General features: G+C 67.5%; 16 protein-coding genes. 11 read left to right on the plus strand and 5 right to left on the minus strand.

Annotation, left to right across the window (positions count from 1 at the left end; all coding sequences use genetic code 11):
• The first annotated feature begins 193 nt into the window (after positions 1–193).
• From C2U31_RS14800 to C2U31_RS14815, 4 genes are all read left to right on the plus strand, one after another.
• Entirely contained in the window at positions 194–622 is a 429-nt protein-coding gene (locus C2U31_RS14800; RefSeq protein WP_103276379.1) for a BPTD_2524 family lipoprotein, read from the plus strand.
• A 2-nt stretch (positions 623–624) separates the two neighbouring features.
• On the plus strand, positions 625–1,038 hold the full coding sequence (locus C2U31_RS14805) for a hypothetical protein (protein WP_103273453.1): 414 nt from the start codon (positions 625–627) through the stop codon (positions 1,036–1,038).
• 104 nt (positions 1,039–1,142) lie between these two features.
• Positions 1,143–2,435 (plus strand): aspartate carbamoyltransferase, encoded by a 1,293-nt coding sequence (locus C2U31_RS14810; protein ID WP_103273454.1) that lies wholly within the window; start codon positions 1,143–1,145, stop codon positions 2,433–2,435.
• 177 nt (positions 2,436–2,612) lie between these two features.
• Positions 2,613–4,031 (plus strand): diguanylate cyclase, encoded by a 1,419-nt coding sequence (locus tag C2U31_RS14815; protein ID WP_103273455.1) that lies wholly within the window; start codon positions 2,613–2,615, stop codon positions 4,029–4,031.
• Positions 4,032–4,217: 186 nt separating this feature from the next.
• Here the strand turns inward: C2U31_RS14815 and C2U31_RS14820 are convergent, their stop codons facing one another.
• On the minus strand, positions 4,218–5,132 hold the full coding sequence (locus C2U31_RS14820) for a recombination-associated protein RdgC (RefSeq protein ID WP_103273456.1): 915 nt from the start codon (positions 5,130–5,132) through the stop codon (positions 4,218–4,220).
• 152 nt (positions 5,133–5,284) lie between these two features.
• On the opposite strand from C2U31_RS14820, the gene C2U31_RS14825 reads away from it, so the two are divergent.
• Positions 5,285–5,503, plus strand: coding sequence for a hypothetical protein (locus tag C2U31_RS14825; protein WP_103273457.1), 219 nt, complete (start codon positions 5,285–5,287; stop codon positions 5,501–5,503).
• Between the two features lie 469 nt (positions 5,504–5,972).
• On the opposite strand, the gene C2U31_RS14830 is transcribed toward C2U31_RS14825, so the two are convergent.
• The 3 genes from C2U31_RS14830 to C2U31_RS14840 form a co-directional block, all read right to left on the minus strand.
• A complete protein-coding gene (locus tag C2U31_RS14830) occupies positions 5,973–7,649 on the minus strand; it encodes an MFS transporter (RefSeq protein WP_103273458.1) in 1,677 nt (558 codons plus the stop codon).
• A gap of 284 nt (positions 7,650–7,933) precedes the next feature.
• Positions 7,934–9,310: a sensor histidine kinase gene (locus C2U31_RS14835; protein WP_103276380.1), complete on the minus strand. Its 1,377-nt coding sequence runs from the start codon at positions 9,308–9,310 to the stop codon at positions 7,934–7,936.
• A gap of 118 nt (positions 9,311–9,428) precedes the next feature.
• On the minus strand, positions 9,429–10,118 hold the full coding sequence (locus C2U31_RS14840; protein WP_103273459.1) for a response regulator transcription factor: 690 nt from the start codon (positions 10,116–10,118) through the stop codon (positions 9,429–9,431).
• Positions 10,119–10,482: 364 nt separating this feature from the next.
• Between C2U31_RS14840 and recA the strand changes: the two genes are divergently transcribed.
• Together recA and recX are read left to right on the plus strand one after the other, a co-directional pair.
• Positions 10,483–11,547, plus strand: a complete 1,065-nt coding sequence (gene recA / locus C2U31_RS14845; protein ID WP_103273460.1) for a recombinase RecA — start codon at positions 10,483–10,485, stop codon at positions 11,545–11,547.
• Positions 11,548–11,666: 119 nt separating this feature from the next.
• Positions 11,667–12,422 (plus strand): recombination regulator RecX, encoded by a 756-nt coding sequence (recX, locus tag C2U31_RS14850; RefSeq protein ID WP_103273461.1) that lies wholly within the window; start codon positions 11,667–11,669, stop codon positions 12,420–12,422.
• Positions 12,423–12,602: 180 nt separating this feature from the next.
• On the opposite strand, the gene C2U31_RS14855 is transcribed toward recX, so the two are convergent.
• Entirely contained in the window at positions 12,603–13,520 is a 918-nt protein-coding gene (locus tag C2U31_RS14855; RefSeq protein WP_103273462.1) for a LysR family transcriptional regulator, read from the minus strand.
• A 210-nt stretch (positions 13,521–13,730) separates the two neighbouring features.
• On the opposite strand from C2U31_RS14855, the gene metE reads away from it, so the two are divergent.
• The 4 genes from metE to sucC all read left to right on the plus strand — a co-directional run bounded on the left by metE (position 13,731) and on the right by sucC (position 22,229).
• Positions 13,731–16,028, plus strand: coding sequence for a 5-methyltetrahydropteroyltriglutamate--homocysteine S-methyltransferase (metE, locus tag C2U31_RS14860; protein ID WP_103273463.1), 2,298 nt, complete (start codon positions 13,731–13,733; stop codon positions 16,026–16,028).
• Positions 16,029–16,283: 255 nt separating this feature from the next.
• On the plus strand, positions 16,284–20,264 hold the full coding sequence (locus tag C2U31_RS14865; RefSeq protein WP_103273464.1) for a Pls/PosA family non-ribosomal peptide synthetase: 3,981 nt from the start codon (positions 16,284–16,286) through the stop codon (positions 20,262–20,264).
• 191 nt (positions 20,265–20,455) lie between these two features.
• The gene (locus C2U31_RS14870) at positions 20,456–21,058 is read left to right on the plus strand and encodes a DUF2889 domain-containing protein (RefSeq protein WP_103273465.1); all 603 of its coding nucleotides are present in this window, start codon (positions 20,456–20,458) and stop codon (positions 21,056–21,058) included.
• Between the two features lie 10 nt (positions 21,059–21,068).
• Entirely contained in the window at positions 21,069–22,229 is a 1,161-nt protein-coding gene (gene sucC / locus C2U31_RS14875; RefSeq protein ID WP_103273466.1) for an ADP-forming succinate--CoA ligase subunit beta, read from the plus strand.
• The last annotated feature ends 82 nt before the right edge of the window (positions 22,230–22,311 follow it).

Here is a 22,311-nt window from a genome sequence, read left to right on the forward strand (position 1 = left end):
GTCCGTTCAGGCGGCGCAGGGCCGCGTCCGGGATGCCCAGGCATGCCGGACGCGGCTTTTTTATCGCCGGTCGGCTCCCGGACGGTGCGCCGCCTTGACGGCCGCAAGCGGGCGCCGCATGTCGTGCCCGGCCGGTCACGAATGCGGGGCTGGCATAATCGCGGGAATCCGAAAGTCTGAAACGGGAACGATGATGCGCAAGTCTGTATGGATGGTGGGCGCGATGCTGGCGGCGTCGCTGGGCGGGTGCGCGAGCACCGGCGTGTATGAGGCCGAAACCGCGCTGCACGAAACCTTCATCGTCGACACGAATTCGCAGGCCGCGTTCCGACGCGCGGGCGAGTACGTGCGCGCCTGCCACGTGAACGTCGCCCATCCCTACAACGTCGCCTATGCCTGGAAGCCCAAGCTGGGCGAGAAGGGCGCGCCCGACGAGGTGCAGGTCTACAAGGTGGGCGAACAGGCCAAGGTGCTGGAACTGATCACGTCCGAAGCCGAAAGCCCGAGCAAGGCCAAGGTGACGATCACCGTGGTCGGCGAAGGCCGCTGGGACAAGGCCGAGATCGCCGCCGCCCGCGCCTCGATCGAGAGCGCGACGCCGGCCTGCCGCCAGGGCGGTTGATCATGGAGCCGCGCTCGGGGCAGGGTCGGGCAGGCGCGATGGCGTTCGCGCTGTTCGCCGGCGCGTTCCGCCTGCTGGCCTGGATTAACGGCGGCGCGGCGCTGGTGCTGGTGTTCTTCATGCTGGGCGTGATCGGCTCGGACGTGGCCGCGCCCGATCTGCAGGCGCCGCTGGCGCTGTACCTGGCGGGTTTCCTGGGCGCCTGCGGCGGTCTGCTGTTCGGCTGGCTGGCGCAGGCCAGCCTGTTGCGACAGGGCGACACCCTGCGGCCCGGCCGGCGGCACTGGCCGGCCCAGGCGCTGGCCGTGCTTTTCTATGTCGTGAGCGCGCTGTGCTTCTGCGCCGCCTGCTGGCTGGCCGCTGGTTCCGCCGCCACGGCCGATGCCTCGGTGACGACGGGCTACACCGGCGTCTAGGAAAAAACACGGGTAAACCCGTGTGCGCAAAAGTGTTGGACTTGCACTTGCGTTGAGAATAATATGCGCAGTGCGTATATAAATCCTCTTCCTCGGGGCCTGTCATGACCATCTCCCAGCAAGCTTTCCTGCGCGACGCCATGCGACGCCTGAACCTGACGCGCGACGTCTTCGCCACCCGCATCGGCGTCAAGCGCCGGGCGCTGGATACCTGGCTGCTGCCCGAGGGTTCGCAGGAATTCCGCGCCATGCCGGAAGTGGTGCAGCGCTTCGTCAGCGAAATCGTGCAGAACGGCGTGCTGCTGGAAAAATATACGCAAAGCGTACAAGACGGTCCGCTGCGTGACCGTATCGCCGTCGAAGGCAAGCATCAGCTGGTATCGGTGGACCAGTTCACCCGCGAATCGGTGGAAGACCTGTTCCGTGTGGCCGACATGATGCAGCCCATCGCGCGTCGCCAGAAGATCTCGCGCGTGCTCGAGGGCGCGGTGCTGGGCAACCTGTTCTTCGAGGCCAGCACCCGTACCCGCGTCAGCTTCGGCTCGGCCTTCTGCCGCCTGGGCGGCTCGGTCTGCGACACCACCGGCTTCACGTTCTCGTCCATGGCCAAGGGCGAATCCATCTACGACACCAGCCGCGTCATGAGCGGCTATGTCGACGCGATGGTGATCCGTCATCCCGACCAGGGCTCGGTGGCCGAATTCGCGCGCGCCACCAACATTCCGGTGGTCAACGGCGGCGACGGTCCTGGCGAACACCCCAGCCAGGCGCTGCTGGACCTGTACACAATCCTCACCGAGTTCTCGCGCCTGGGCAAGCTGCTGGACGGCGCCCACATCGCCATGGTCGGCGACCTGAAATATGGCCGCACCGTGCACTCGCTGATCAAGCTGCTGGCCCTGTACAAGGGCGTGAAGTTCTCGCTGGTGTCGCCGCGCGGCCTGGAGATGCCGTCCTACATCATCGAACAGGCCAGCCGCAACGGCAACGTCATCGAGCAGAAGAGTTCGCTGGGCGAGGGCCTGGCGGGCGCCGACGTGATCTACGCCACGCGCGTGCAGAAAGAGCGCTTCGCCAACGAAGAGAACGAAGGCTACACGCCCGACTTCCAGATCAACCGAGCCATCATCGACGAATACTGCGGTCCGGACACCATCGTGATGCACCCGCTGCCGCGCGACAGCCGGCCCGGCGCCAACGACCTGAGCGTGGACCTGAACCACGATCCGCGCCTGGCGATCTTCCGCCAGACCGACAACGGCATCCCCATCCGCATGGCGATCTTCGCGGTGCTGCTGGGCGTGGAAGGGCTGGTGCAGCATTCGATGCGCGACGTGACGTGGCAGCATCCCACCCACATCGGTCCCGACGACTCGGCCTTCCACGGTCTGGACTGATCCGCGCCGTTCCGATTTTCCCTACAGGGCGGCCGCGCTTGCGGCCCGCCCCGGGCGATTTGAAGCATAATCCGCGCTGGTTTTGCCGTCGGGATGTCCCCGCGGCGAGTTTGTGTCGCGCGCAGCTGCCGGGCGCGCTTCGGGGCTAGCGGCCCTGATCCGGTCGGATGGTCCCCTATGTCTTCGAGCAGCAGCGCAATCCCCGTCACTCCCGCCGTTGCCGGCCAGGCCTGCTATCTGAGCGCATCGAATGCGCAGGCCTGGCAGGCGGTCTACCAGTCCGTGGACGCCTACACCCGGGGGCAGGTCGCCGCCGTGGTGTCCGACAGCGCCACCGCGCTGGTCGACGCCTTCTATTCCACGCTGTTGTCCGATGCCGAGGCGGGGCCGCGCCTGTCGCACGAGATCGTCTCGACCCGCCTGAGCAGCGCCATGAAGGGCTGGCTCAAGGGCCTGCTCTGCGTGCGCGACCAGGGCGATATCGCGGCGCTGATGGCGACGCAGAAAAAGGTCGGCGAGGTCCACGCGCGCGTGCACATCCCCATTCATCTGGTGATGGCCGGCGCGCGCATCCTGAAGAACGAGATCGCGCTGCGCCTGCGCGCCAGCGACCTGGACGGCATGGCCGCGTCGGTGGCCACGCAGTACGTCTGCAATCTGTTCGACCTGGCGATCGAGCAGATGAGCCGCGCCTTCATGCGCGACGTCAACCGCGGCGCGCGCAACGACGAGGCCTACCGGCTGTTCGCGCTGGGGCAGAACATCTCCACCGAGCGCGAGCGGCAGCGCGCCGCGCTGCTCGAATGGAGCCAGGCCGTGCTGATCGGCCTGCACTACCGCGCGCCGGAGCAGGTGCTGCCGCGCCTGGCGGCCTCGGAGTTCGGCCTGTGGTTGCACCACAAGGGCGGCGTGCTGTTCGAAAGCGCGCCCGCGCTGCGACAGATCATGGAAGCGGTGGCGCGGCTGGATGATGTGGTGCTGCCCGGACTGATGCGCGGCGCCGAGGGACAGGGCGCCATGCCGGACCTGGTGCGCGAGCTGCAGGAACTGGTGGCGCGCATCAAGCACCTGCTCAACGGTCTGTTCGACATGGTGGCGGAAATCGAGAGCGGCAGCGATCCGCTCACCAACGTGTTGAACCGGCGCTTCCTGCCCTCGGTCATCGGCCGCGAGATCGCCATCGCCACGCGTCAGCATTCCGCGTTTTCCGTGCTGCTGCTGGACATCGACCACTTCAAGTCCATCAACGATCAGTATGGGCACAGCGGCGGCGATCAGGTGCTGCGCCAGTTCGCCGAGGTAGTGCACCAGGCCTGTCGTTCCAGCGACTTCGTGTTCCGCTACGGCGGCGAGGAATTCCTGGTGGTGCTGGTGGACACGGGGCTGGAGGCCGCGATGCCGGTCGCGCAAAAGCTGGGCGCGGAAATCCGCCGCCACGCCTTCTCGGTGTCGGAGGCCGCCAATCTGAAGATCACGGCCAGCATCGGCGTGGCCTCGTTCGACGGCCATCCCGACTACGCCTACCTGATCGAGCGGGCCGACAAGGCGCTGTACCGCGCCAAGCAGGCCGGACGCGACCAGGCCGTCGCGGCCTGAGCGGCGGGGGCCGCCGCGCCCCCTGGGCCGCCGTGGGCCCAGACCTTGGCGGCCACGCTGTTCCGGCGCGCGCCGGATGTCGGATCGCACAATGCAGAACCCCCGGAAGGCTGGATCGGAATCCAGCTTCCCGGGGGGTTTGGCATTCAGGCTTCGGTCATCCCGGGCTGTCCCGGGATGCGGCGCTCAGACGCGCTTTTCGCCGCCCAGCGCCTCGACCAGCTCGGCCATCAGCTTGGCCAGCTCGCCCGTCATCAGCATCATGTCGGAATCGAACTTCTCGTCGTCGTTCGCGGCGATGGCTTCGTTGCCTTCCTTGAGCACGTCCAGCGGCGCGACGCGCTTGACGTCCAGGTTCTCGGTCAGCACGAAGGAGATGCGGTCGGCCCAGGTCATGGCCAGGCGCGTGCACTGCTTGCCGGACTGGATGTGGCGGCGCACGTCGTCGGCGTCGATGGAGTGCTTGACGTATCGGATCGCCGCGCCGCTTTCGCCGGACGAGCGCAGCTCGGTGTCCTGGTCGATGGTGAAGTTGGACGGCGCCTCGTCCTCGGCCAGCCAGCCGGTCATGGCCGAGGCGGGCGACTGGGCCACGTACAGGTTTTCCAGCGGGAACGGGTCGATGCACTTGGCCAGCAGCCCGATCACTTCATCGGCCTTGGCAGAAGCGGCCGCGTCGATCACCAGCCAGTGGTTCTGCGGGTCGATCCAGACGCGGGTGTCGCGGTACACGCTGAAGGCGCGCGGCAGCAGCTCGTCGGTGACGCGCTCCTTGATTTCCTTCATCTGCTTGCGGCCCGGCTTGTAGCCTTGCTGCTCTTCGATTTCCTGGGCGCGCGCCTTGGCGACCTGGTTGACCACGGTGCCGGGCAGCAGCTTCTTCTCGGCGCGCAGCGTCAGCAGGATCTGCCCGCCCACCACGTGCGCCAGTCCGCCGTTCTCGCGCGGCGGCACCCAGCCCAGGCTCTGCATTTCGAGATTGTTGGCGCCGGCGCTGCCGCTGGCCTGATAGGCATGCCGCGCGAGCGTTTCTTCCAGCTGCTCGCCCACGAGCGTCCACGGCGAGGAAAGGCGGTAGATCTTAAGGTTCTTGAACCACATGTGCGTCGGCCAAAAGGGTTGATTCTATACGACCCGGCCCACCCGGATCGACCTTGCGCTGCGCGCGCGCGACGCGACACGATCTGTCACTGACAGCCCGGAGCGCATGCGGTAACGTCCGCCGCAACGCTCATCGACACAAGGAGAATGGCATGAAATTGTCGACAATCATTGGCGCAGTGCTGATCGTGCTGGGCGTGGCCGCGCTGGCGTACAAGGGCTTCAACTACAAGTCCGAAGAGACCGTGCTGCAGATCGGCTCGGTCAAGGCCACCGCGGAAACGGAGAAGTCCGTGGCCATTCCGTCCTGGGCGGGCATCGCCGCCATCGTGGTCGGCGTGCTGGCGGTCGGCGTGGGCATGCGCCGCTGACACGACGCCAAGGTATTTCCCGAAGGCCCGCGCTTGCGCGGGCCTGTTCGCGCGCGCAAAAAAAAAGCGGCCCGGCGCTATGCAGGCCGGGCCGGTACGGGAGCACGCAATGCCGCGTCATAAAAGGCTCGCGGGGAACGCGACATTGGTGTCAGAGCAGCAGCCCTGCAAATCGTCTGGCAGGGGGATCAATCGCCAGGTGATTTGGCGCAAGGCCGTAATCTGAGGCGCCAGTCTAAGGGCAGGGGTCTGACAGCGTCCTGAATCGAACAGGGCGCGCGCGGAACACAGAATTCCATGCGCGGCATGGCGAAGGGGCCCGTCCCGCGACGTGTCTGCCGGCGCGGGTCCGGCGCGCGCCGGCAGGCCTTGGCGGTTCGACGCGGACAGGGCAAAAAAAAAGCTCCCGAGGGAGCTTTGTGAAAGGCCGGGCAGGCGCAGCAGTCCCGCCCGGCGGGGGATGGATGGTTTACTCGTTGATGTCGTTGTCCTTGGTCTCGCGCACGAACAGCGTGCCGATGACCAGCGTCATCACGGCGATGATGATCGGGTACCACAAGCCATCGTAGATGTTGCCGGTGGCGGCGACCACGGCGAAGGCGACCGGGGGCAGGAAGCCGCCGAACCAGCCGTTGCCGATGTGGTACGGCAGGCTCATCGAGGTGTAGCGGATGCGGGTCGGGAACATTTCCACCAGCATGGCCGCGATCGGGCCATACACCATGGTCACGTAGATCACCAGGATGGTCAGCAGCAGCACGACCATGACGTTGTTGCTCTGGGCCGGATCCGCCTTGGCGGGATAGCCGTGCGTGCGGATCGCGGTGGTCAGGGCCTTGTCCAGCTCGGCGGCCTTGGCCTTGAACTCGGCCAGCGCCAGCGTCTTGCCGTCGAACGAGGCGAACTCGTCGCTGCCGATCTTGACCTTGGCGACCGAGCCGGCGGGCGCCGCTTCGTTCTTGTAGTTCACCGAGTTGCGGGCCATGAAGGACTTGACCACGTCGCAGGAGCTGGTGAACGAGGCCGTGCCCACGGGGTTGAACTGGAACGAGCAGGTCGCCGGATCCGCGATCACCGTCACCGGGGCCGAGGCCTGGGCCTTTTCCAGCGCCGGGTTGGCGAAGTGGGTCAGACCCTGGAAGATCGGGAAGTAGGTCAGCGCGGCGATCAGGCAGCCGGCCATGATGATGGGCTTGCGGCCGATCTTGTCCGACAGCGCGCCGAACACGACGAAGAACGGGGTGCCGATCAGCAGCGCCACGGCGATCATGATGTTGGCGGTGTTGGCGTCGACCTTCAGCGTCTGCGTCAGGAAGAACAGCGCGTAGAACTGGCCCGTGTACCAGACCACGGCCTGGCCGGCGGTCAGGCCCAGCAGCGCCAGCAGCACCACCTTCAGGTTCTTCCACTGGCCGAACGATTCGGCGATCGGCGCCTTCGAGCCCTTGCCTTCTTCCTTCATGCGCTTGAAGGTCGGCGATTCATTGAGCTGCATCCGGATCCACACCGAGATGCCCAGCAGCACCACCGAGATCAGGAACGGAATGCGCCAGCCCCAGGCCTTGAAGTCGTCTTCGCCCATGAACGTGCGGATGCCCAGGATCACCAGCAGCGACAGGAACAGGCCCAGCGTGGCGGTGGTCTGGATCCACGACGTGTAGAAGCCGCGACGGCCGTGCGGCGCGTGCTCGGCCACATAGGTGGCCGCGCCGCCGTACTCGCCGCCCAGCGCCAGGCCCTGCAGCAGGCGCAGCGCGATCAGGATCGCGGGAGCGGCCAGGCCGATGCTGGCGTAGCTAGGCAGCACGCCCACTAGGAAGGTGGACAGGCCCATGATCACGATGGTGACCAGGAACGTGTACTTGCGGCCGACCAGGTCGCCCAGGCGGCCGAACACCAGCGCGCCGAACGGACGCACGGCGAAGCCCGCCGCGAACGCCAGCAGGGCGAAGATGAAGCCCGCGGTGGGGTTCACGCCGGAGAAGAAGTGTTGCGCGATGATGGCCGCGAGCGAGCCATACAGATAGAAGTCATACCATTCGAAAACCGTGCCCAGCGAGGACGCGAAGATGACGCGGCGTTCATCCTTGGTCATCGGGCGCGGATCCGCGGAGGGACCGCGGCCTGCCACAGTGGTTGTGCTCATGATGTCTCCTCGTTTTTGTCGCCGGCGGTTTCTCCGCCGTGCCTGACCCTCCGCCGGCGAGGCCGACATCGAGCTATACGCAAGGTAGGGAACGAGACTGACTCGGTTCTGACGTAACCCTTACCTGAGGCTTAAATTTGCAACAAAAAGAAACCGCCTCATAGGGAGGCTAGGGATAGCACTTAGGAACCAAATGCGTGGGCGTCGCGCTGTTTTGGGCTTTCGGCAAGCCGCCGCGGCCATTGGAAGGGATGCATGCGCGGGCATATCCGCGCAGCGACGCGCTAGGCGTCGGCGGACGGGTCCGGTTCCGAGTACAGCGGGAAGGCGACGCGGATGCGGGTGCCCGGCAGGTCGGAATAGGGGCTTGGATGGTCGCTGATGACGACCGTGGCCTGGTGGGTCTGCGCGATCTCGCGCACGATCGCCAGGCCCAGGCCGCTGCCGTCGGACAGCGTGCCCAGCACGCGGTAGAAGCGGTCGAAGACCCGCTCGCGTTCTTCCGGCGCGATGCCGGGGCCCGAGTCCTCGACCTCAAGCACGCCTTGCTCGCCCAGGCTCTGCACCCGCACCGTGATATGGCCGCCGCGCGGCGTGTAGCGCAGCGCGTTGTCCACCAGGTTGTTCAGCAGCTCGGCCAGCAGCAGCGGGTTGCCGTTGATCTCGACCGGCGTCTCGGCGCCCTCGAAGCCCAGGTCGGTGCTGAGCGACAGCGCGTGCGGCACCCAGTGCATGGCCTGCTCGTAGGCGATGGCGTTCAGGTCGGTGCGGGCCAGGCCGATGGCGGCGGGGTTCTCGGCGCGCGCCAGCAGCAGCAGCTGGTTCACCAGGCGGGTGGCGCGCTCCGATCCGGTGACCAACTGGCGCAGGCTGGATTGCATTTCCTCGGGACTGGCGTCGCGCAGCGCCAGCTCGGCCTGCGTGCGCAGCCCGGCCAGCGGCGTCTTCAGCTGGTGCGCGGCGTCTGCCACGAAGCGGCGCTGCGCCTGCACGTTGGACGACAGCCGGTCCAGCAGGTCGTTCATGGCCGCCAGCAGCGGCGCGATCTCGGACGGCGCGGCGCGCTCGTCGATCGGCGACAGGTCGTCGGGCCGGCGCGCGCGCAGCCGCTGTTGCAGCGCGTTCAGCGGCGCCACGCCGCGCGACAGCCCGAACCACACCAGCAGCACCGCCACGGGCAGCACCACGAACTGCGGGATGATCACGCCCTTGATGATGTCGTTGGCGAGCTGGGTGCGCTTTTCCACCGTCTCGGCCACGATCAGCAGCGCCGGCTGCGTGCTGGGCAGGTTCAGGTCGACCCAGGTGTAGGCCATGCGCACGCCGAAGCCGCGCAGCGTGTCGTCCTCGTACAGCACCTGGCCGGGGCTGGGCTGGCCCACGCTGGCCGGCAGCGGCAGGGCGCGGTCGCCGCCCAGGTACTCGCCGCGGCTGCCCAGCGCCAGCCAGAACACGCTGTCGGTCTCGTCGGCGCGCAGCACCTCGCGCGCGGCGTCGGTCATCTTCAGCGTCGCGCGGCCGTCCTGCGCGTGGACCTGGCGCGTCAGCACGTGCAGATTGTTGGCAAGCGCGCGGTCGTAAGGCACGTTGGCGATGTTCTGGGCGACCACATAGGTGATGGCCACGCTCATGGGCCACAGCAGGAACAGCGGCGCCAGCATCCAGTCCAGGATCTCGCCCAGCAGCGACCGTTGCGGCGGCGCGAAGCTGGGGCCCTTGGCCCCCGCCCGCATGACATCCAGTGCTTCTTGATTGAGCTTTTCGGGATGCTGCGGGGAATCAGCTGGCGAGGTAGGCCGCACCCTGGTCCCGTTCAAGGCAATAGCCCAGGCCGCGCACGGTCACGATCTTCACGCCGCTGGGCTCGAGTTTCTTGCGCAGGCGGTGCACATAGACCTCGATCGCGTTGGTGCTGACTTCCTCGCCCCATTCGCACAGGTGATCGACCAGCTGGGTCTTGCTGACCATGCGGCCGCTGCGCGTGAGCAGGATTTCCAGCAGGCTGACCTCGCGCGCGGACAGGTCCAGCGTCTGCTCGTCGACCATCGCCACGCGGCCGGTCTGGTCGAACACCAGGCGGCCATGCTTGAGCAGCGTGGCGCCGCCGCCGGCGCCCCGGCGGGTCAGCGCGCGAACGCGCGCCTCCAGCTCGGACAGCGCGAAGGGCTTGGCCATGTAGTCGTCGGCGCCCAGGTCCAGGCCTTTGACGCGCTGCTCGATGCTGTCGGCGGCGGTCAGGATCAGGACGGGCAGGGAGGAATTGCGCGCGCGCAGGCGCCGCAGCACTTCCAGGCCCGCCAGATGGGGCAGGCCGAGGTCCAGGATGAGCAGATCGAAGGCCTGGGCGGCCAGCGCGGAATCGGCCGCGAGGCCGTCGCGCACCGCGTCGACCGCGTAGCCATTGTGCCGGAGCGAGCGGGACAAGCCGTCTGCCAGGATACTGTCGTCTTCGGCGATCAGGATACGCATGGGCTGCTGCTAGTGTTGTACGTCCCCCGCGCGATGCCGGTTGCTGCCCTGTCGCCCGCGCGGATTTTTTCTTCTGTCGCGGGCGGTCCGGCGGCGCAATGGGGACGAATCACCGGGGGCGTCTGGAATTCTGTCACAGGGCGCGGCGCTTGCCACTCAGGGTATACGTGGAAAACTCTGGCACACTGTTTTTTTGTACAGTACAATCCGATGCCATAATCTCGACCGACAGAGATCCAGGCCGACGACGATTCCGATCCCCCGTCCTGGACCGAGCAGCAAGATTGTTAACCCCCGTGCTAGCCCCGGGGCGCAAGCCCGAACCCGACCCGCAACCCGATACGTTACACAGACAGGACTTCACATGGACGACAAAACCACCAAGGCCGCTGCCGCGGAAAAGGCCAAGGCGCTCGCCGCCGCGCTTTCGCAGATCGAAAAGCAGTTCGGCAAGGGCTCGATCATGCGCTACGGCGACAACGAAGTCTCCCACGACATCCAGGTGGTTTCCACGGGTTCGCTGGGCCTGGACATCGCGCTGGGCGTCGGTGGCCTGCCGCGCGGCCGCGTGGTCGAGATCTATGGTCCGGAATCGTCGGGCAAGACCACGCTGACGCTGCAGGTGGTCGCTGAAATGCAGAAGCTGGGCGGCACCTGCGCCTTCGTCGACGCCGAACACGCGCTGGACGTGCAGTATGCGTCCAAGCTGGGCGTGAACCTGGCCGACCTGCTGATCTCGCAGCCGGACACGGGCGAGCAGGCGCTGGAAATCACCGACGCGCTGGTGCGCTCGGGTTCGGTCGACCTGATCGTCGTCGACTCCGTCGCCGCGCTGGTGCCGAAGGCCGAAATCGAAGGCGAAATGGGCGATTCGCTGCCCGGCCTGCAGGCCCGCCTGATGAGCCAGGCGCTGCGCAAGTTGACCGCCACCATCAAGAAGACCAACTGCATGGTCATCTTCATCAACCAGATCCGCATGAAGATCGGCGTGATGTTCGGCAACCCCGAAACCACCACCGGCGGCAACGCGCTCAAGTTCTACGCCTCGGTGCGCCTGGACATCCGCCGCATCGGCTCCATCAAGAAGGGCGATGAGGTCGTCGGCAACGAAACCCGCGTCAAGGTCGTCAAGAACAAGGTCGCGCCGCCGTTCAAGCAGGCCGAGTTCGACATCATGTACGGCGCCGGCATCTCGCGCGAAGGCGAAATCATCGACCTGGGCGTGGCCGCCAACGTGGTGGATAAGTCCGGCGCCTGGTACAGCTACAACGGCAACCGCATCGGCCAGGGCAAGGACAATGTCCGCGAATACCTGAAAGAGCACCGCGAGCTGGCGATCGAGATCGAAAACCGCGTGCGCGAGAACCAGGGCGTGGTCAGCCGCGCCGCCGAGTTCGTGCCCACGGCCGAAGACGCCAGCGAAGACTGAGCGTCCTCGTTGCGCCCGGGCTCGCGCGAGCGGGCGCCGGGCGTGTACGGCAGTCGGGCGACGGCAGGTTCCTGGTTCGGGAACCTGCCGTTGTCGTTTTCCTGTCTACACTTCATGCCATGAGCTGGAAACCTTCCGCCAAATCCTCCGAGCATCTGCGCGCCAAGCTGGATGACGAGTTCGAGACCGTGGCCAAGCCGCAAGGCCTGCGCCGCAGCTCCGACGCGCGCCGCGCCGCCGAGCCCGCCGCCGCGCCGGACGAATGGCAGCGCACGTCCGAGCAGCGCGTCCGCGCCGGCGCGCGCCAGACCCGGGCGGATCGCGAGGGCGCCCGCGACGATGTGCGGGACGACGATGGAGCGGACAGCGATCGGACGGGCCGCGACAGGAAGGAGGGCGGTGCGCAGGCCGATGGCGGCAAGCCCGAGCGCAAGGGGCCGTCGCTGAAGATGCGCGCCGTGGGCTATCTGTCGCGCCGCGAGCATGCGCGCGCCGAATTGGCCCGCAAGCTGGCGCCTCATGCCGAAGATCCGGCCGAGATCGAGGCGGTGCTGGACGCGCTGGAAAAGGAAGGCTGGCTGTCCACCGAGCGTTTCGCGCAGAGCCTCGTGCATCGGCGCGCGTCGCGCCAGGGGGCGGCGCGCATCGTGCAGGAGCTGCGCCAGCATGGCGTGGACGACGGCCAGGTGGCCGAATTGCGCGACCAGCTTCGGTCCACCGAGCACGAGCGCGCGCTGGAGGTCTGGCGCAAGCGCTTCGGCGAAAAGCCGGCCGACCGCGCGGCCTATGCCAAGCAGGCGCGCTTCCTGGCCAGCCGCGGCTTCGCGCAGGATGTCATCCGCCGCATATTGGGCGGCGCGGGCGACGAAGAGTAGACCTGGCCGGCGAGTCGGGCCAGGACCGCAAACGCCAGGCCCCAAACGCCAGGTCTCAAGCGCCAGGTCTCAAGCGCCAGGTCCCAAGCGCCAAGTTTCCGGCCACAGGCGCCAGGCGTATTGCGCGCAACCATTGCGACCCTGACGGCCCGCTCGCGCGGGCCATCGCCGCCTCCGCGCCTATTTCGCCGACTTGATCCCGCTCAGCGTCTTGAAGCAGACGTCGCGCGTGATGGTCAGGAATTCATCGATGTACGAGGCGTCTGTGTCCTCGCTGCGCACCGTGGCGTAGAGCGTGCGCCATACCCCCTGCGGCCCCAGCCGGCACTGCCGCAGCCAGCCCTGGTTCATGTATTCCGTCAGCGCCCAGTTCGGCAGCGCCGCCACGCCGCGGTTGCTGGCGACCAGCTGCGCGATGATGGGGGTGAGTTCGGCCTTGCGTATCGCGGCCGGCTCCACGTCGGCCGGGTCCAGGAACGCGGTGAAGACGTCCAGGCGCTGCTTGTCCACCGGGTAGGTGATCAGCGTCTGGTCCGCCAGCTGGTCCGGCATGACGAACTTGCTGCCGGCCAGGGGATTGGATTCCGATACCGCCAGCACCAGTTCGTACTTGAACAGGGGCAGGTAGTCGACCGCGTCCAGCGGCTGCGGATCGGAGGTGATGACCAGGTCCAGGTCGCCGCGCACCAGCGCGGGCAGCGGCGCGAAGGAGAACGCCGCCGACAGGTCCAGCGCCACGTCCGGCCATTGCGCGCGGAAGGCGTCCAGCGCCGGCATCAGCCACTGGAAGCAGGAGTGGCAATCGATGGCCAGGTGCAGCCGACCGCTGCGGCCCGCCGCCAGGCGCTGCAATTCCCGTTCAGTGGCGCGCATGCGCGGCAGCACTTCGTCGGCCAGCGCCAGCACGCGCAAACCGGCGGTGGTCAGGCGGGCAGGGCGGGTGCGGCGGTTCAGCAGCGGCGTGCCCAGCCGGGTTTCCAGGTCGCGCAGCTGGTGCGACAGGGCGGATTGGGTCAGGTGCAGCCGTTCGGCGGCTTCCTGCAGGCTGCCGCCATCGCGGATGGCGGTCAGGGTTTCCAGGTGACGAATTTCCAGCATGGGGGGCGTTCAGACCAAAAAAGGGCGCGGAAAGAATGCGCGGGAGACGGGCGGACGGGCGCCGGAACCGGCTATCCCACGGAAGGCTCATGTGCTTATGTTTTATGAGATTCTCTCATATTATGAATGTAGACATTGATTTTGACTCAAATTGATTGTGCGCCAGAATAGCCGTCACTTGAACAAATTTTGTCTTCGGACCTTATCGACATGATGACTATTCATAATCTGGGGTTCCCCCGCATTGGCGCCCATCGTGAACTGAAGCGCGCGGTCGAGGCCTACTGGGCCGGCAAGCAGACCGCCGAAGCACTGGAACAGACCGGCCGCGAGTTGCGCGCCCGCCACTGGCAGCTGCAGGCCGCCAACGGCCTGGCCTTCGTGCCGGTCGGCGATTTCGCCTGGTATGACCAGATCCTGGAATGGACCACGCTGCTGGGCGCCGTGCCCGCGCGCTTCGGCCAGAAGGACAACGAATCCGTGTCGCTGGACACGCTGTTCCGCATGGGCCGCGGCCGCGCGCCCAGCGGCAAGCCCGCCGCCGCCTGCGAAATGACCAAGTGGTTCGACACCAACTACCACTACATCGTCCCCGAGCTGACGCCGGGCCAGACCTTCCGCATCGCCCGCGAATCGCTGTTCGAGCAGATCAAGGAGGCGCAGGCGCTGGGCCTGGCCGTCAAGCCCGTGATCCCGGGTCCGCTGACCTGGCTGTACCTGGGCAAGGGCGATGCCTATGCCGACGGGGCCGCCGACGCCGGCAAGCTCAAGCTGCTGGAAAACCTGCTGCCGGTCTACCAGGCCGTGCTGGCCCGTTGCGCCCAGCAGGGCGTGCAATGGGCGCAGATCGACGAGCCCATCCTGGCGCTGGACCTGCCGCAAGCCTGGCGCGACGCGTTCAAGCAGGTTTACGCCGCGCTGTCGTCCAGCCCGCTGAAGCTGCTGGTCGCGACCTACTTCGACGGTCTGAAGGACAACCTGCCCACCGCGCTGGCCCTGCCTGTGGCCGGCCTGCACGTGGACCTGGTGCGCGCGCCGGAACAGCTGGCCGAGGTCGTTGCCGGCCTGCGCGCCGACCAGGTGCTGTCGGCGGGCGTGATCAACGGCCGCAACATCTGGCGCACCGACCTGGATGCCGCCGCCGCGATGCTGGCACCGATCAAAAAGCAGCTGGGCGAGCGCCTGTGGCTGGCGCCGTCGTGCTCGCTGCTGCATGTGCCTGTGGACCTGGACAATGAAACCGAACTCGATGCCGAGTTGAAGAGCTGGCTGTCCTTCGCCGCGCAGAAGCTGCAGGAACTGAACCTGCTGGGCCGCGCGCTGGACGGCGCCACCGATGCCGCCACCCAGGACGCGCTGGGCAGGCAGCGCGCCGCGCTGGCCGCGCGCCGTTCCTCGACCCGCATCCACAACCCGGCCGTGGCCGCCCGCATGGCCGCCGCCGGTGGCGTGTCGCGCGACCGCGCCCCCTTCGCCGGCCGTATCGCGCGCCAGCAGGAAGAGCTGGGCCTGCCCGCCTATCCCACCACCACCATCGGTTCCTTTCCGCAGACCGCCGAAATCCGCGCGCTGCGCCGCGACTGGAAATCCGGCGCGCTGACCGACTCGGCCTACGAGACCGCGATCCGCAAGGAAATCGAGGAAGTCATCCGCTTCCAGGAAAAGGTCGGCCTGGACGTGCTGGTGCACGGCGAACCCGAGCGCAACGACATGGTGGAGTACTTCGGCGAGCTGCTGGCCGGCTTCGCCTTCACCAGGAATGGCTGGGTGCAGAGCTACGGCTCGCGCTGCGTCAAGCCGCCGGTCATCTTCGGCGATGTGGCCCGTCCCGCGCCGATGACGGTGGGCTGGTCGTCCTACGCGCAGTCGCTGACCGACAAGCCGGTCAAGGGCATGTTGACCGGACCGGTCACGATCCTGCAGTGGTCCTTCGTGCGCGACGACCAGCCGCGCGAACAGACCTGCCGCCAGCTGGCGCTGGCGCTGCGCGACGAAGTGGTGGACCTGGAAGCCGCCGGCATCAGCGTGATCCAGATCGACGAGCCCGCCATCCGCGAAGGCCTGCCGCTGCGCCGCGCCGACTGGCAGGCCTATCTGGACTGGGCCGTGGACTGCTTCCGCCTGTCGACCGCCGGCGTGCGCGACGAGACGCAGATCCACACGCATATGTGCTATTCGGAGTTCAACGACATCATCGAATCCATCGCCGCCATGGATGCCGACGTCATTACCATCGAGACCTCGCGTTCCAACATGGAACTGCTCAAGGCTTTCGAGGACTTCCGCTATCCGAACGACATCGGCCCGGGCGTATACGACATCCACTCGCCCAACGTGCCTGAAGTCGACTGGATGGTGGGCCTGATGCAGAAGGCGGCCGCGCGCCTGCCCAAGGAGCGGCTGTGGGTCAACCCTGACTGCGGCCTGAAGACCCGCGCGTGGCCCGAGACCGAGGCCGCGCTGATCGGCATGGTGCAGGCCGCCCGCGCACTGCGCGAAGCCGCCTGAACAAGCCGGCGGCCGGCGCGGCCGGCAACGCCCGTCCCCGGCTTGGCCCGCGCCTGCGATGCATGCGCGGGTTTTTGTTTTTCGGGGTATGCCCGCGTGAAATTGGCGTGAAGCCGCCGGCGCGCGGACGCCCGCGCGGCATGGGCACAACGCGCGCGACCTCTTTGCGATGTTTTTGTGCGCGGCCCTTGAACGAATTCCGCTGGTATGGGTCAATAAGCGAAAAATCCCCTTTGCCGGATTGTCGCCTTACCTATGATTCTCCATGGCTCTGACCGGCCGGATCTGCTGATCGCGGAAACGCTGCCGGATATTCTCGAAGCCACGATCCTGCGTCATCCCGACGCCGTCGCCATCCATTGGCAGGATCAGTCCATCACCTACGAAACGCTGGGCCGGCGCGCCGACCTGGCCGCGCACCACCTGATCGAGGCGGGCGTGCGGCCGGGCGATATCGTCGGCCTGTGCCTGCCGCGCGGGGACGAGCTGCTGCTGATGCAGGCCGCCATCGCCAAGGCCGGCGCGGCCTGGCTGCCGTTCGAATCCGATACCCCGCCCGAGCGCATGCAGGCCTGCCTGCAGGACGCCGGCGCGCAGTACATCGTCGCCGGCGGCGAGGTCCAGCTCGACGGCATCGCCACCTGTACGCCCTGGCAGCTGTCGCAGCCGGCGGCCGGCTCGGCGCCGCTGCGCCGGCGTGCAGGGCTGCTGCCCGAGCATCCGGCCTACGTCATCTACACCTCCGGTTCCACTGGCAAGCCCAAGGGCGTGCCCATCACCCAGGCCAGCATCTGCCACTTCCTGCGCAGCGAGAACGAAGTGCTGGGCGTGCGCCACGGCGACAAGGTCTACCAGGGCTTTTCGGTGGCCTTCGACATGTCGTTCGAGGAAATCTGGATCAGCTACCTGGTCGGCGCCTCGCTCTGGGTCGCGCCCAAGATGCTGACCACCGACCCCGAAGGACTGCCCGAGGCGCTGGCGCGCGAGGGCGTGACGGTGCTGCACGCCGTGCCCACGCTGCTGGCCCTGTTCAGCCGCGACGTGCCCAGCCTGCGCATCATCAACCTGGGCGGCGAGATGTGCCCGGAGTTCCTGGCGGCGCGCTGGGCCGCGCCGGGCCGGCGCATGTACAACACCTACGGCCCCACCGAGACCACGGTGTCGGCCAGCCTGGCCGAGCTGTTGCCCGGTCAGCCCGTCACCATCGGCACGCCGCTGCCCAACTACGGCATGCTGATACGCGGCGAGGACGGCGCAGTGCTGCCGCAAGGGCAGGTGGGCGAGCTGTGCATCACCGGGCCGGGCGTGGCGGGCGGCTACCTGGGGCGGCCCGAGCTGACGGCCGAGAAGTTCCTGGCCAATCCGCGTCCGCGCGGCGAGCACGATACGCGCATGTACCGCAGCGGCGACCTGGCGCGCATCGACGAGCAGGGCCAGATCCAGTGCCTGGGCCGCAGCGACGACCAGGTGAAGGTGCGCGGCTTTCGCGTCGAGCTGGGCGAGATCGAGGCGGCGCTCTATCGCCAGCCGGGCGTGGGCGCGGCCGCCGTCGTGCTGCGCGATCTGGCCGGCATCGAACAGCTGGTGGCCTTCCTGGCGCCCGAGGGCGAGGCGCGGCCCGATCCGCATGCCCTGCGCGCGGGCCTGGCGCAGGAACTGCCGGCTTATATGATCCCGGCGCGTTTCGAACTGGTGGCCGAGGTGCCGCGCCTGACGTCCGGCAAGATCGACCGCAAGGCGCTCAAGGCGCGCGAGCTGGCCACGGCGGCCGAACCCAGCGGCGAGGACGACCTGCCCGCCACCGCCGGCGAGCAGGCGCTGTTCGAGGCGCTGCGTCCGCTGTTCCCCGGCCAGCCGCTGCGCCTGGCGAGCGATTTCTTCCGTGACCTGGGCGGCCATTCCCTGCTGGCCGCGCGGCTGGTGTCCTCGCTGCGCAAGCATCCGCATTTTTCCGCGCTGACCATGCACGAGCTGTACCAGCATTCCACGCTGGCGGCGCTGGCGGGGCGGCTGGACGCGCTGGCGGCCGAGGCGGCAGTGGCCGGCGCCGGCGCGGCGCGCGAGGCGGTGCCCGAACGCGCGCCCGAGTGGCGGCGCTGGGCTTGCGGCCTGGCGCAGTTGGCGGCGCTGCCCATCCTGATCGGCGTGCGCATGCTGATCTGGCTGACGCCGTTCTTCACCTATCACTACTTCACCGGCGACGAGGGCGATTCGGTCTGGCTCGCGGTGACGCTGTCGATCAGCAGCTACCTGGCCTGCAACCTGCTCAGCTTCGGCGTGGCCGTGGCTGGCAAGTGGGGCATCCTGGGCCGGCTCAAGGCCGGCCGCTATCCGCTGTATGGCTGGATGTTCTATCGCTGGTGGCTGGTCGACCGCATCATGGACATCCCGCCGGCGCACCTGCTGGCCGGCTCGCCGCTGCAGGCCTGGTACCTGCGCGCGCTGGGCGCGCGGATCGGGCAGGACACCGCCATCAGCCGCATCTCGGTGCGGGCTCCGGACCTGCTGTCCGTGGGCGACGGCGCCAGCATTGGCGCGGCGGTGAACCTTGAGAACTTCGAGGTGCGCGGCGGCGTCTGGGAGGTGTCGCCGATCCGCGTCGGCGCCAATGCATACATCGGTTCCTACGCGGTGCTGCAAGGCGATGTCGAGATGGGCGACGAGGCGCGCCTGGACGGCCTGTCGTCGCTGGCGCGCGGCGCGCGCATTCCCGCCGGGCAGATCTGGAGCGGCGCGCCCGCGCGTCGCGATCCGCAGGCGCGCGCTCCCGAGCTGCCGCCCAGGCCCGAGCGCCACGGCCGCTGGCGGCGCCTGGACATGCTGGCCTATGCGCTGGGCGGCGCGGCCATCGCCGGCCTGTTCTTCATGCCGGTGTTCCCCAGCTTCGTGCTGATCGACTGGATCGACGCGCGCTGGCTGGACCTGATGGGCGCGCGCGCGTCCTGGCCCTATGCCTTCCTCTGCTACCTGTTGCTGGCGCTGCCGGCCAGCGCGCTGCTGCTGATGCTGACCATCCTGGTCTCGGCCCTGCTGCGCTGGGCGCTGCTGCCGCGCCTGAGCGGCGGACGCTGGCCGGTCTATGGCCAGATCTATCTGCGGCGCTGGCTGACCAACCAGATCCAGGAATCCAGCCTGAGCGTGCTGCACGGGCTGTACGCCTCGATCTACGCCGGCACCTGGTACCGCCTGCTGGGCGCCAAGGTCGGCCCTGGCACCGAGATCTCGACCGCCATGGGCATCGTGCCGGACATGCTGACGCTGGGCCGCGACAGCTTCATCGCCGACGGCGTGATGCTGGGCGACGAGGAAGTCGACCGGGGCTGGATGACCATGCGCCCGACGGTGATCGGCAACCGCAGCTTCGTCGGCAACGGCGCCTACGTGCCGGACGGCTCCGAGCTGCCCGACGACGTGCTGATCGGCGTGCAGAGCCGCGCCCCAGCCAATGCCCGCATGGCCAGCGGCCAGACCTGGCTGGGCAATCCGCCGCTGGCCCTGCCTGCACGCGAGCAGACCGCCGGCTTTCCCGAGCACCTGACCTTCCGCCCCAGCCTGGGCCGCAAGCTGGCGCGCGGCGCGGTCGAGGGCATGCGCATGATCCTGCCGCTGGCGGTGGTCATCGCCGTGGGCTATCTGACGGTGATGAAAGTGATCCCGATGGCGGTCAAGCACGGCTTCGTCGCCGCTTTCGACGAGCTGATGCTGGCTGGCGTGCTGTACGGCATCGGCGCCTTCCTGTTCCTGGTGCTGCTCAAATGGACGCTGATCGGCCGCTACCGGCCGCGCGCCGAGCCGATGTGGACGCCCTTCGTCTGGAAGAGCGAGGCCGTGACCAGCCTGTACGAGTCCATCGCGGTGCCGAACTTCTTCAATTTCCTGCGCGCCACGCCCTGGCTGCCGCTGGCGCTGCGCTGCATGGGCGCGCGCATCGGCAAGCGCGTCTTCATGGACACCACCGACGTCACCGAGTACGACTGCGTGGCCATCGGCGACGACGCCGTGCTGCACGCCTGGTCCGGCCCGCAGACCCATCTGTTCGAGGATCGGGTCATGAAGATCGGCCAGGTCCGGATCGGGGCCGGGGTCAGCGTCGGGCCCCGCACCACCATTCTTTACGATACGCGGGTGGAGCAGGGCGCCGTGCTGGGGCCGCTGACGCTGGTACTCAAGGGCGAGACCATCCCGGCCGGCCAGGCCTGGATGGGCAGTCCGGCCACCCCGTGGACGGGGCGCTGAGGCCGGCAGAGTCGCCCGCAACCTGTCCCCGATCCTGGCGGCGGGGCCTTTGCGGCCCCGTTTCCCCCTGCCGTCAGTGGGGGCGGGGGGGCTTGAGCGGGGGCCGCCTGCGCTATACTTTGAAGGTTTTGTTGCCGCGCACAAGTTTTTCCACGCCGTGCGCCGGCCATCTTCGCCCCGCAGGCCCCAGCATGCCCTTGCCACCGCCGGATTACCCTCGCCAGCCGCTGCACACGCGTTCCATACGCGTGCAGTCCTATGCGCGCGACGGCGGCCTCTGGGATCTGGAAGCCGAGCTGATCGACGTCAAGGCGTACGATTTTCCCAAGCGCGACGGCGAAGTGTTCAAGGCCGGAGACCCCATCCATCACATGCACCTGCGCATCACCATCGATGGCGATTTCACCATCGTGGCGGCGCAGGCCGTCTATGACGCGGCCCCTTACGGCGGTCATTGCATGGCCATCGAACCCGCTTACACTGATCTGATCGGCATGAACCTGCTCAAGGGGTTTCGCCGCCAGGTCAAGGAGCGTTTCGGGCACGTGGCGGGCTGTACGCACATGACCGAGCTGTCGCAGGTGCTTCCCACCGCGGCGGTCCAGACCATGGCCAACCAGCGGCGGCAGGAAAGCAACCCCAACCGGCGTCCGTTCCAACTCGATGGCTGTCATGCCCTGCGCACCGACGGCCCCGTGGTGGCTGAGCACTATCCCAAGTGGTACACCGGGGATAGCGCTGAGGCATCCGCCGGTTCGGCCTCCGATTCACCTTCTTTTTCTCATACGTCCTGACAGGTAACACATGAAAATCCACGAGTATCAAGGCAAGGAACTGCTGAAGCAATTTGGCGTCCCCGTGCCGCGCGGTATTCCCGCTCTTTCCGTCGACGAGGCCGTGGCTGCCGCTGAAAAGCTGGGTGGACCGGTTTGGGTCGTCAAGGCGCAGATCCACGCTGGCGGCCGGGGCAAGGGCGGCGGCGTGAAGCTGGCGCGCTCGCTGGATGATGTGCGCAAGCTGGCCTCGGAAATCCTGGGCATGCAGCTGATCACGCACCAGACCGGTCCGGAAGGCCAGAAGGTGCGTCGCCTGTACATCGAAGACGGCGCCGACATCCAGAAGGAATACTACGTGTCGCTGGTCACCGACCGCGCCACCCAGAAGGTCGCCTTCATCGCCTCCAGCGAAGGCGGCATGGACATCGAGGAAGTGGCCCACTCCACGCCCGAGAAGATCATCACCGAATACATCGACCCGCTGACCGGCCTGTCCGCCGAGCAGGCCACCAAGATCGCCAACGCGATCGGCCTGCCCGCCGACTCGACCGCCCAGGCCGTGGACGTGTTCCAGAAGCTCTACACCTGCTACATGGACACCGACGCCTCGCTGGTCGAAATCAACCCGCTGAACCGCGACAGCAAGGGCAACATCATCGCCCTGGACGCCAAGTTCAACTTCGACTCGAACGCCCTGTTCCGCCACCCGGAAATCGTCGCCTACCGCGACCTGGACGAAGAAGATCCCGCTGAAATCGAAGCCAGCAAGTTCGACCTGGCCTACATCCAGCTCGACGGCAACATCGGCTGCCTGGTGAACGGCGCCGGCCTGGCCATGGCCACCATGGACACCATCAAGCTGTTCGGCGGCGAGCCGGCCAACTTCCTGGACGTCGGCGGCGGCGCCACGGCCGAGAAGGTCACGGAAGCCTTCAAGATCATGCTCAAGAACAAGAGCGTGAAGGCCATCCTGGTCAACATCTTCGGCGGCATCATGCGCTGCGACGTCATCGCCGAAGGCGTGATCGCGGCTTGCAAGGCCGTCAACCTGAACGTGCCGCTGGTCGTGCGCATGAAGGGCACCAACGAAGAACTCGGCAAGAAGATGCTGGCCGAATCCGGCCTGCCGATCATCAGCGCCGACACGATGGCCGAAGCCGCCACCCGCGTCGTAGCCGCCGTCAAGTAAATATTGCCCCCACGCCGCGCCCCTTCGTGGCTAGCTGCCCCCCAAGGGGGCGCTTTTTACCTTGGGGCGGCCCGGCGGTAAA

The sequence above is a fragment of the Achromobacter sp. AONIH1 genome (genome assembly GCF_002902905.1).
Taxonomy (GTDB): Bacteria; Pseudomonadota; Gammaproteobacteria; order Burkholderiales; family Burkholderiaceae_B; genus Achromobacter.

Bases quoted from the DNA above. Each gene is read 5' to 3' on its own strand.
- C2U31_RS14800 (WP_103276379.1), top strand. From the start codon at position 194: ATGCGCAAGTCTGTATGGATGGTGGGCGCGATGCTGGCGGCGTCGCTG.
- C2U31_RS14805 (WP_103273453.1), top strand. From the start codon at position 625: ATGGAGCCGCGCTCGGGGCAGGGTCGGGCAGGCGCGATGGCGTTCGCG.
- C2U31_RS14810 (WP_103273454.1), top strand. From the start codon at position 1,143: ATGACCATCTCCCAGCAAGCTTTCCTGCGCGACGCCATGCGACGCCTG.
- C2U31_RS14815 (WP_103273455.1), top strand. From the start codon at position 2,613: ATGTCTTCGAGCAGCAGCGCAATCCCCGTCACTCCCGCCGTTGCCGGC.
- C2U31_RS14820 (WP_103273456.1), bottom strand. From the start codon at position 5,132: ATGTGGTTCAAGAACCTTAAGATCTACCGCCTTTCCTCGCCGTGGACG.
- C2U31_RS14825 (WP_103273457.1), top strand. From the start codon at position 5,285: ATGAAATTGTCGACAATCATTGGCGCAGTGCTGATCGTGCTGGGCGTG.
- C2U31_RS14830 (WP_103273458.1), bottom strand. From the start codon at position 7,649: ATGAGCACAACCACTGTGGCAGGCCGCGGTCCCTCCGCGGATCCGCGC.
- C2U31_RS14835 (WP_103276380.1), bottom strand. From the start codon at position 9,310: ATGCTGGCGCCGCTGTTCCTGCTGTGGCCCATGAGCGTGGCCATCACC.
- C2U31_RS14840 (WP_103273459.1), bottom strand. From the start codon at position 10,118: ATGCGTATCCTGATCGCCGAAGACGACAGTATCCTGGCAGACGGCTTG.
- recA (WP_103273460.1), top strand. From the start codon at position 10,483: ATGGACGACAAAACCACCAAGGCCGCTGCCGCGGAAAAGGCCAAGGCG.
- recX (WP_103273461.1), top strand. From the start codon at position 11,667: ATGAGCTGGAAACCTTCCGCCAAATCCTCCGAGCATCTGCGCGCCAAG.
- C2U31_RS14855 (WP_103273462.1), bottom strand. From the start codon at position 13,520: ATGCTGGAAATTCGTCACCTGGAAACCCTGACCGCCATCCGCGATGGC.
- metE (WP_103273463.1), top strand. From the start codon at position 13,731: ATGATGACTATTCATAATCTGGGGTTCCCCCGCATTGGCGCCCATCGT.
- C2U31_RS14865 (WP_103273464.1), top strand. From the start codon at position 16,284: ATGATTCTCCATGGCTCTGACCGGCCGGATCTGCTGATCGCGGAAACG.
- C2U31_RS14870 (WP_103273465.1), top strand. From the start codon at position 20,456: ATGCCCTTGCCACCGCCGGATTACCCTCGCCAGCCGCTGCACACGCGT.
- sucC (WP_103273466.1), top strand. From the start codon at position 21,069: ATGAAAATCCACGAGTATCAAGGCAAGGAACTGCTGAAGCAATTTGGC.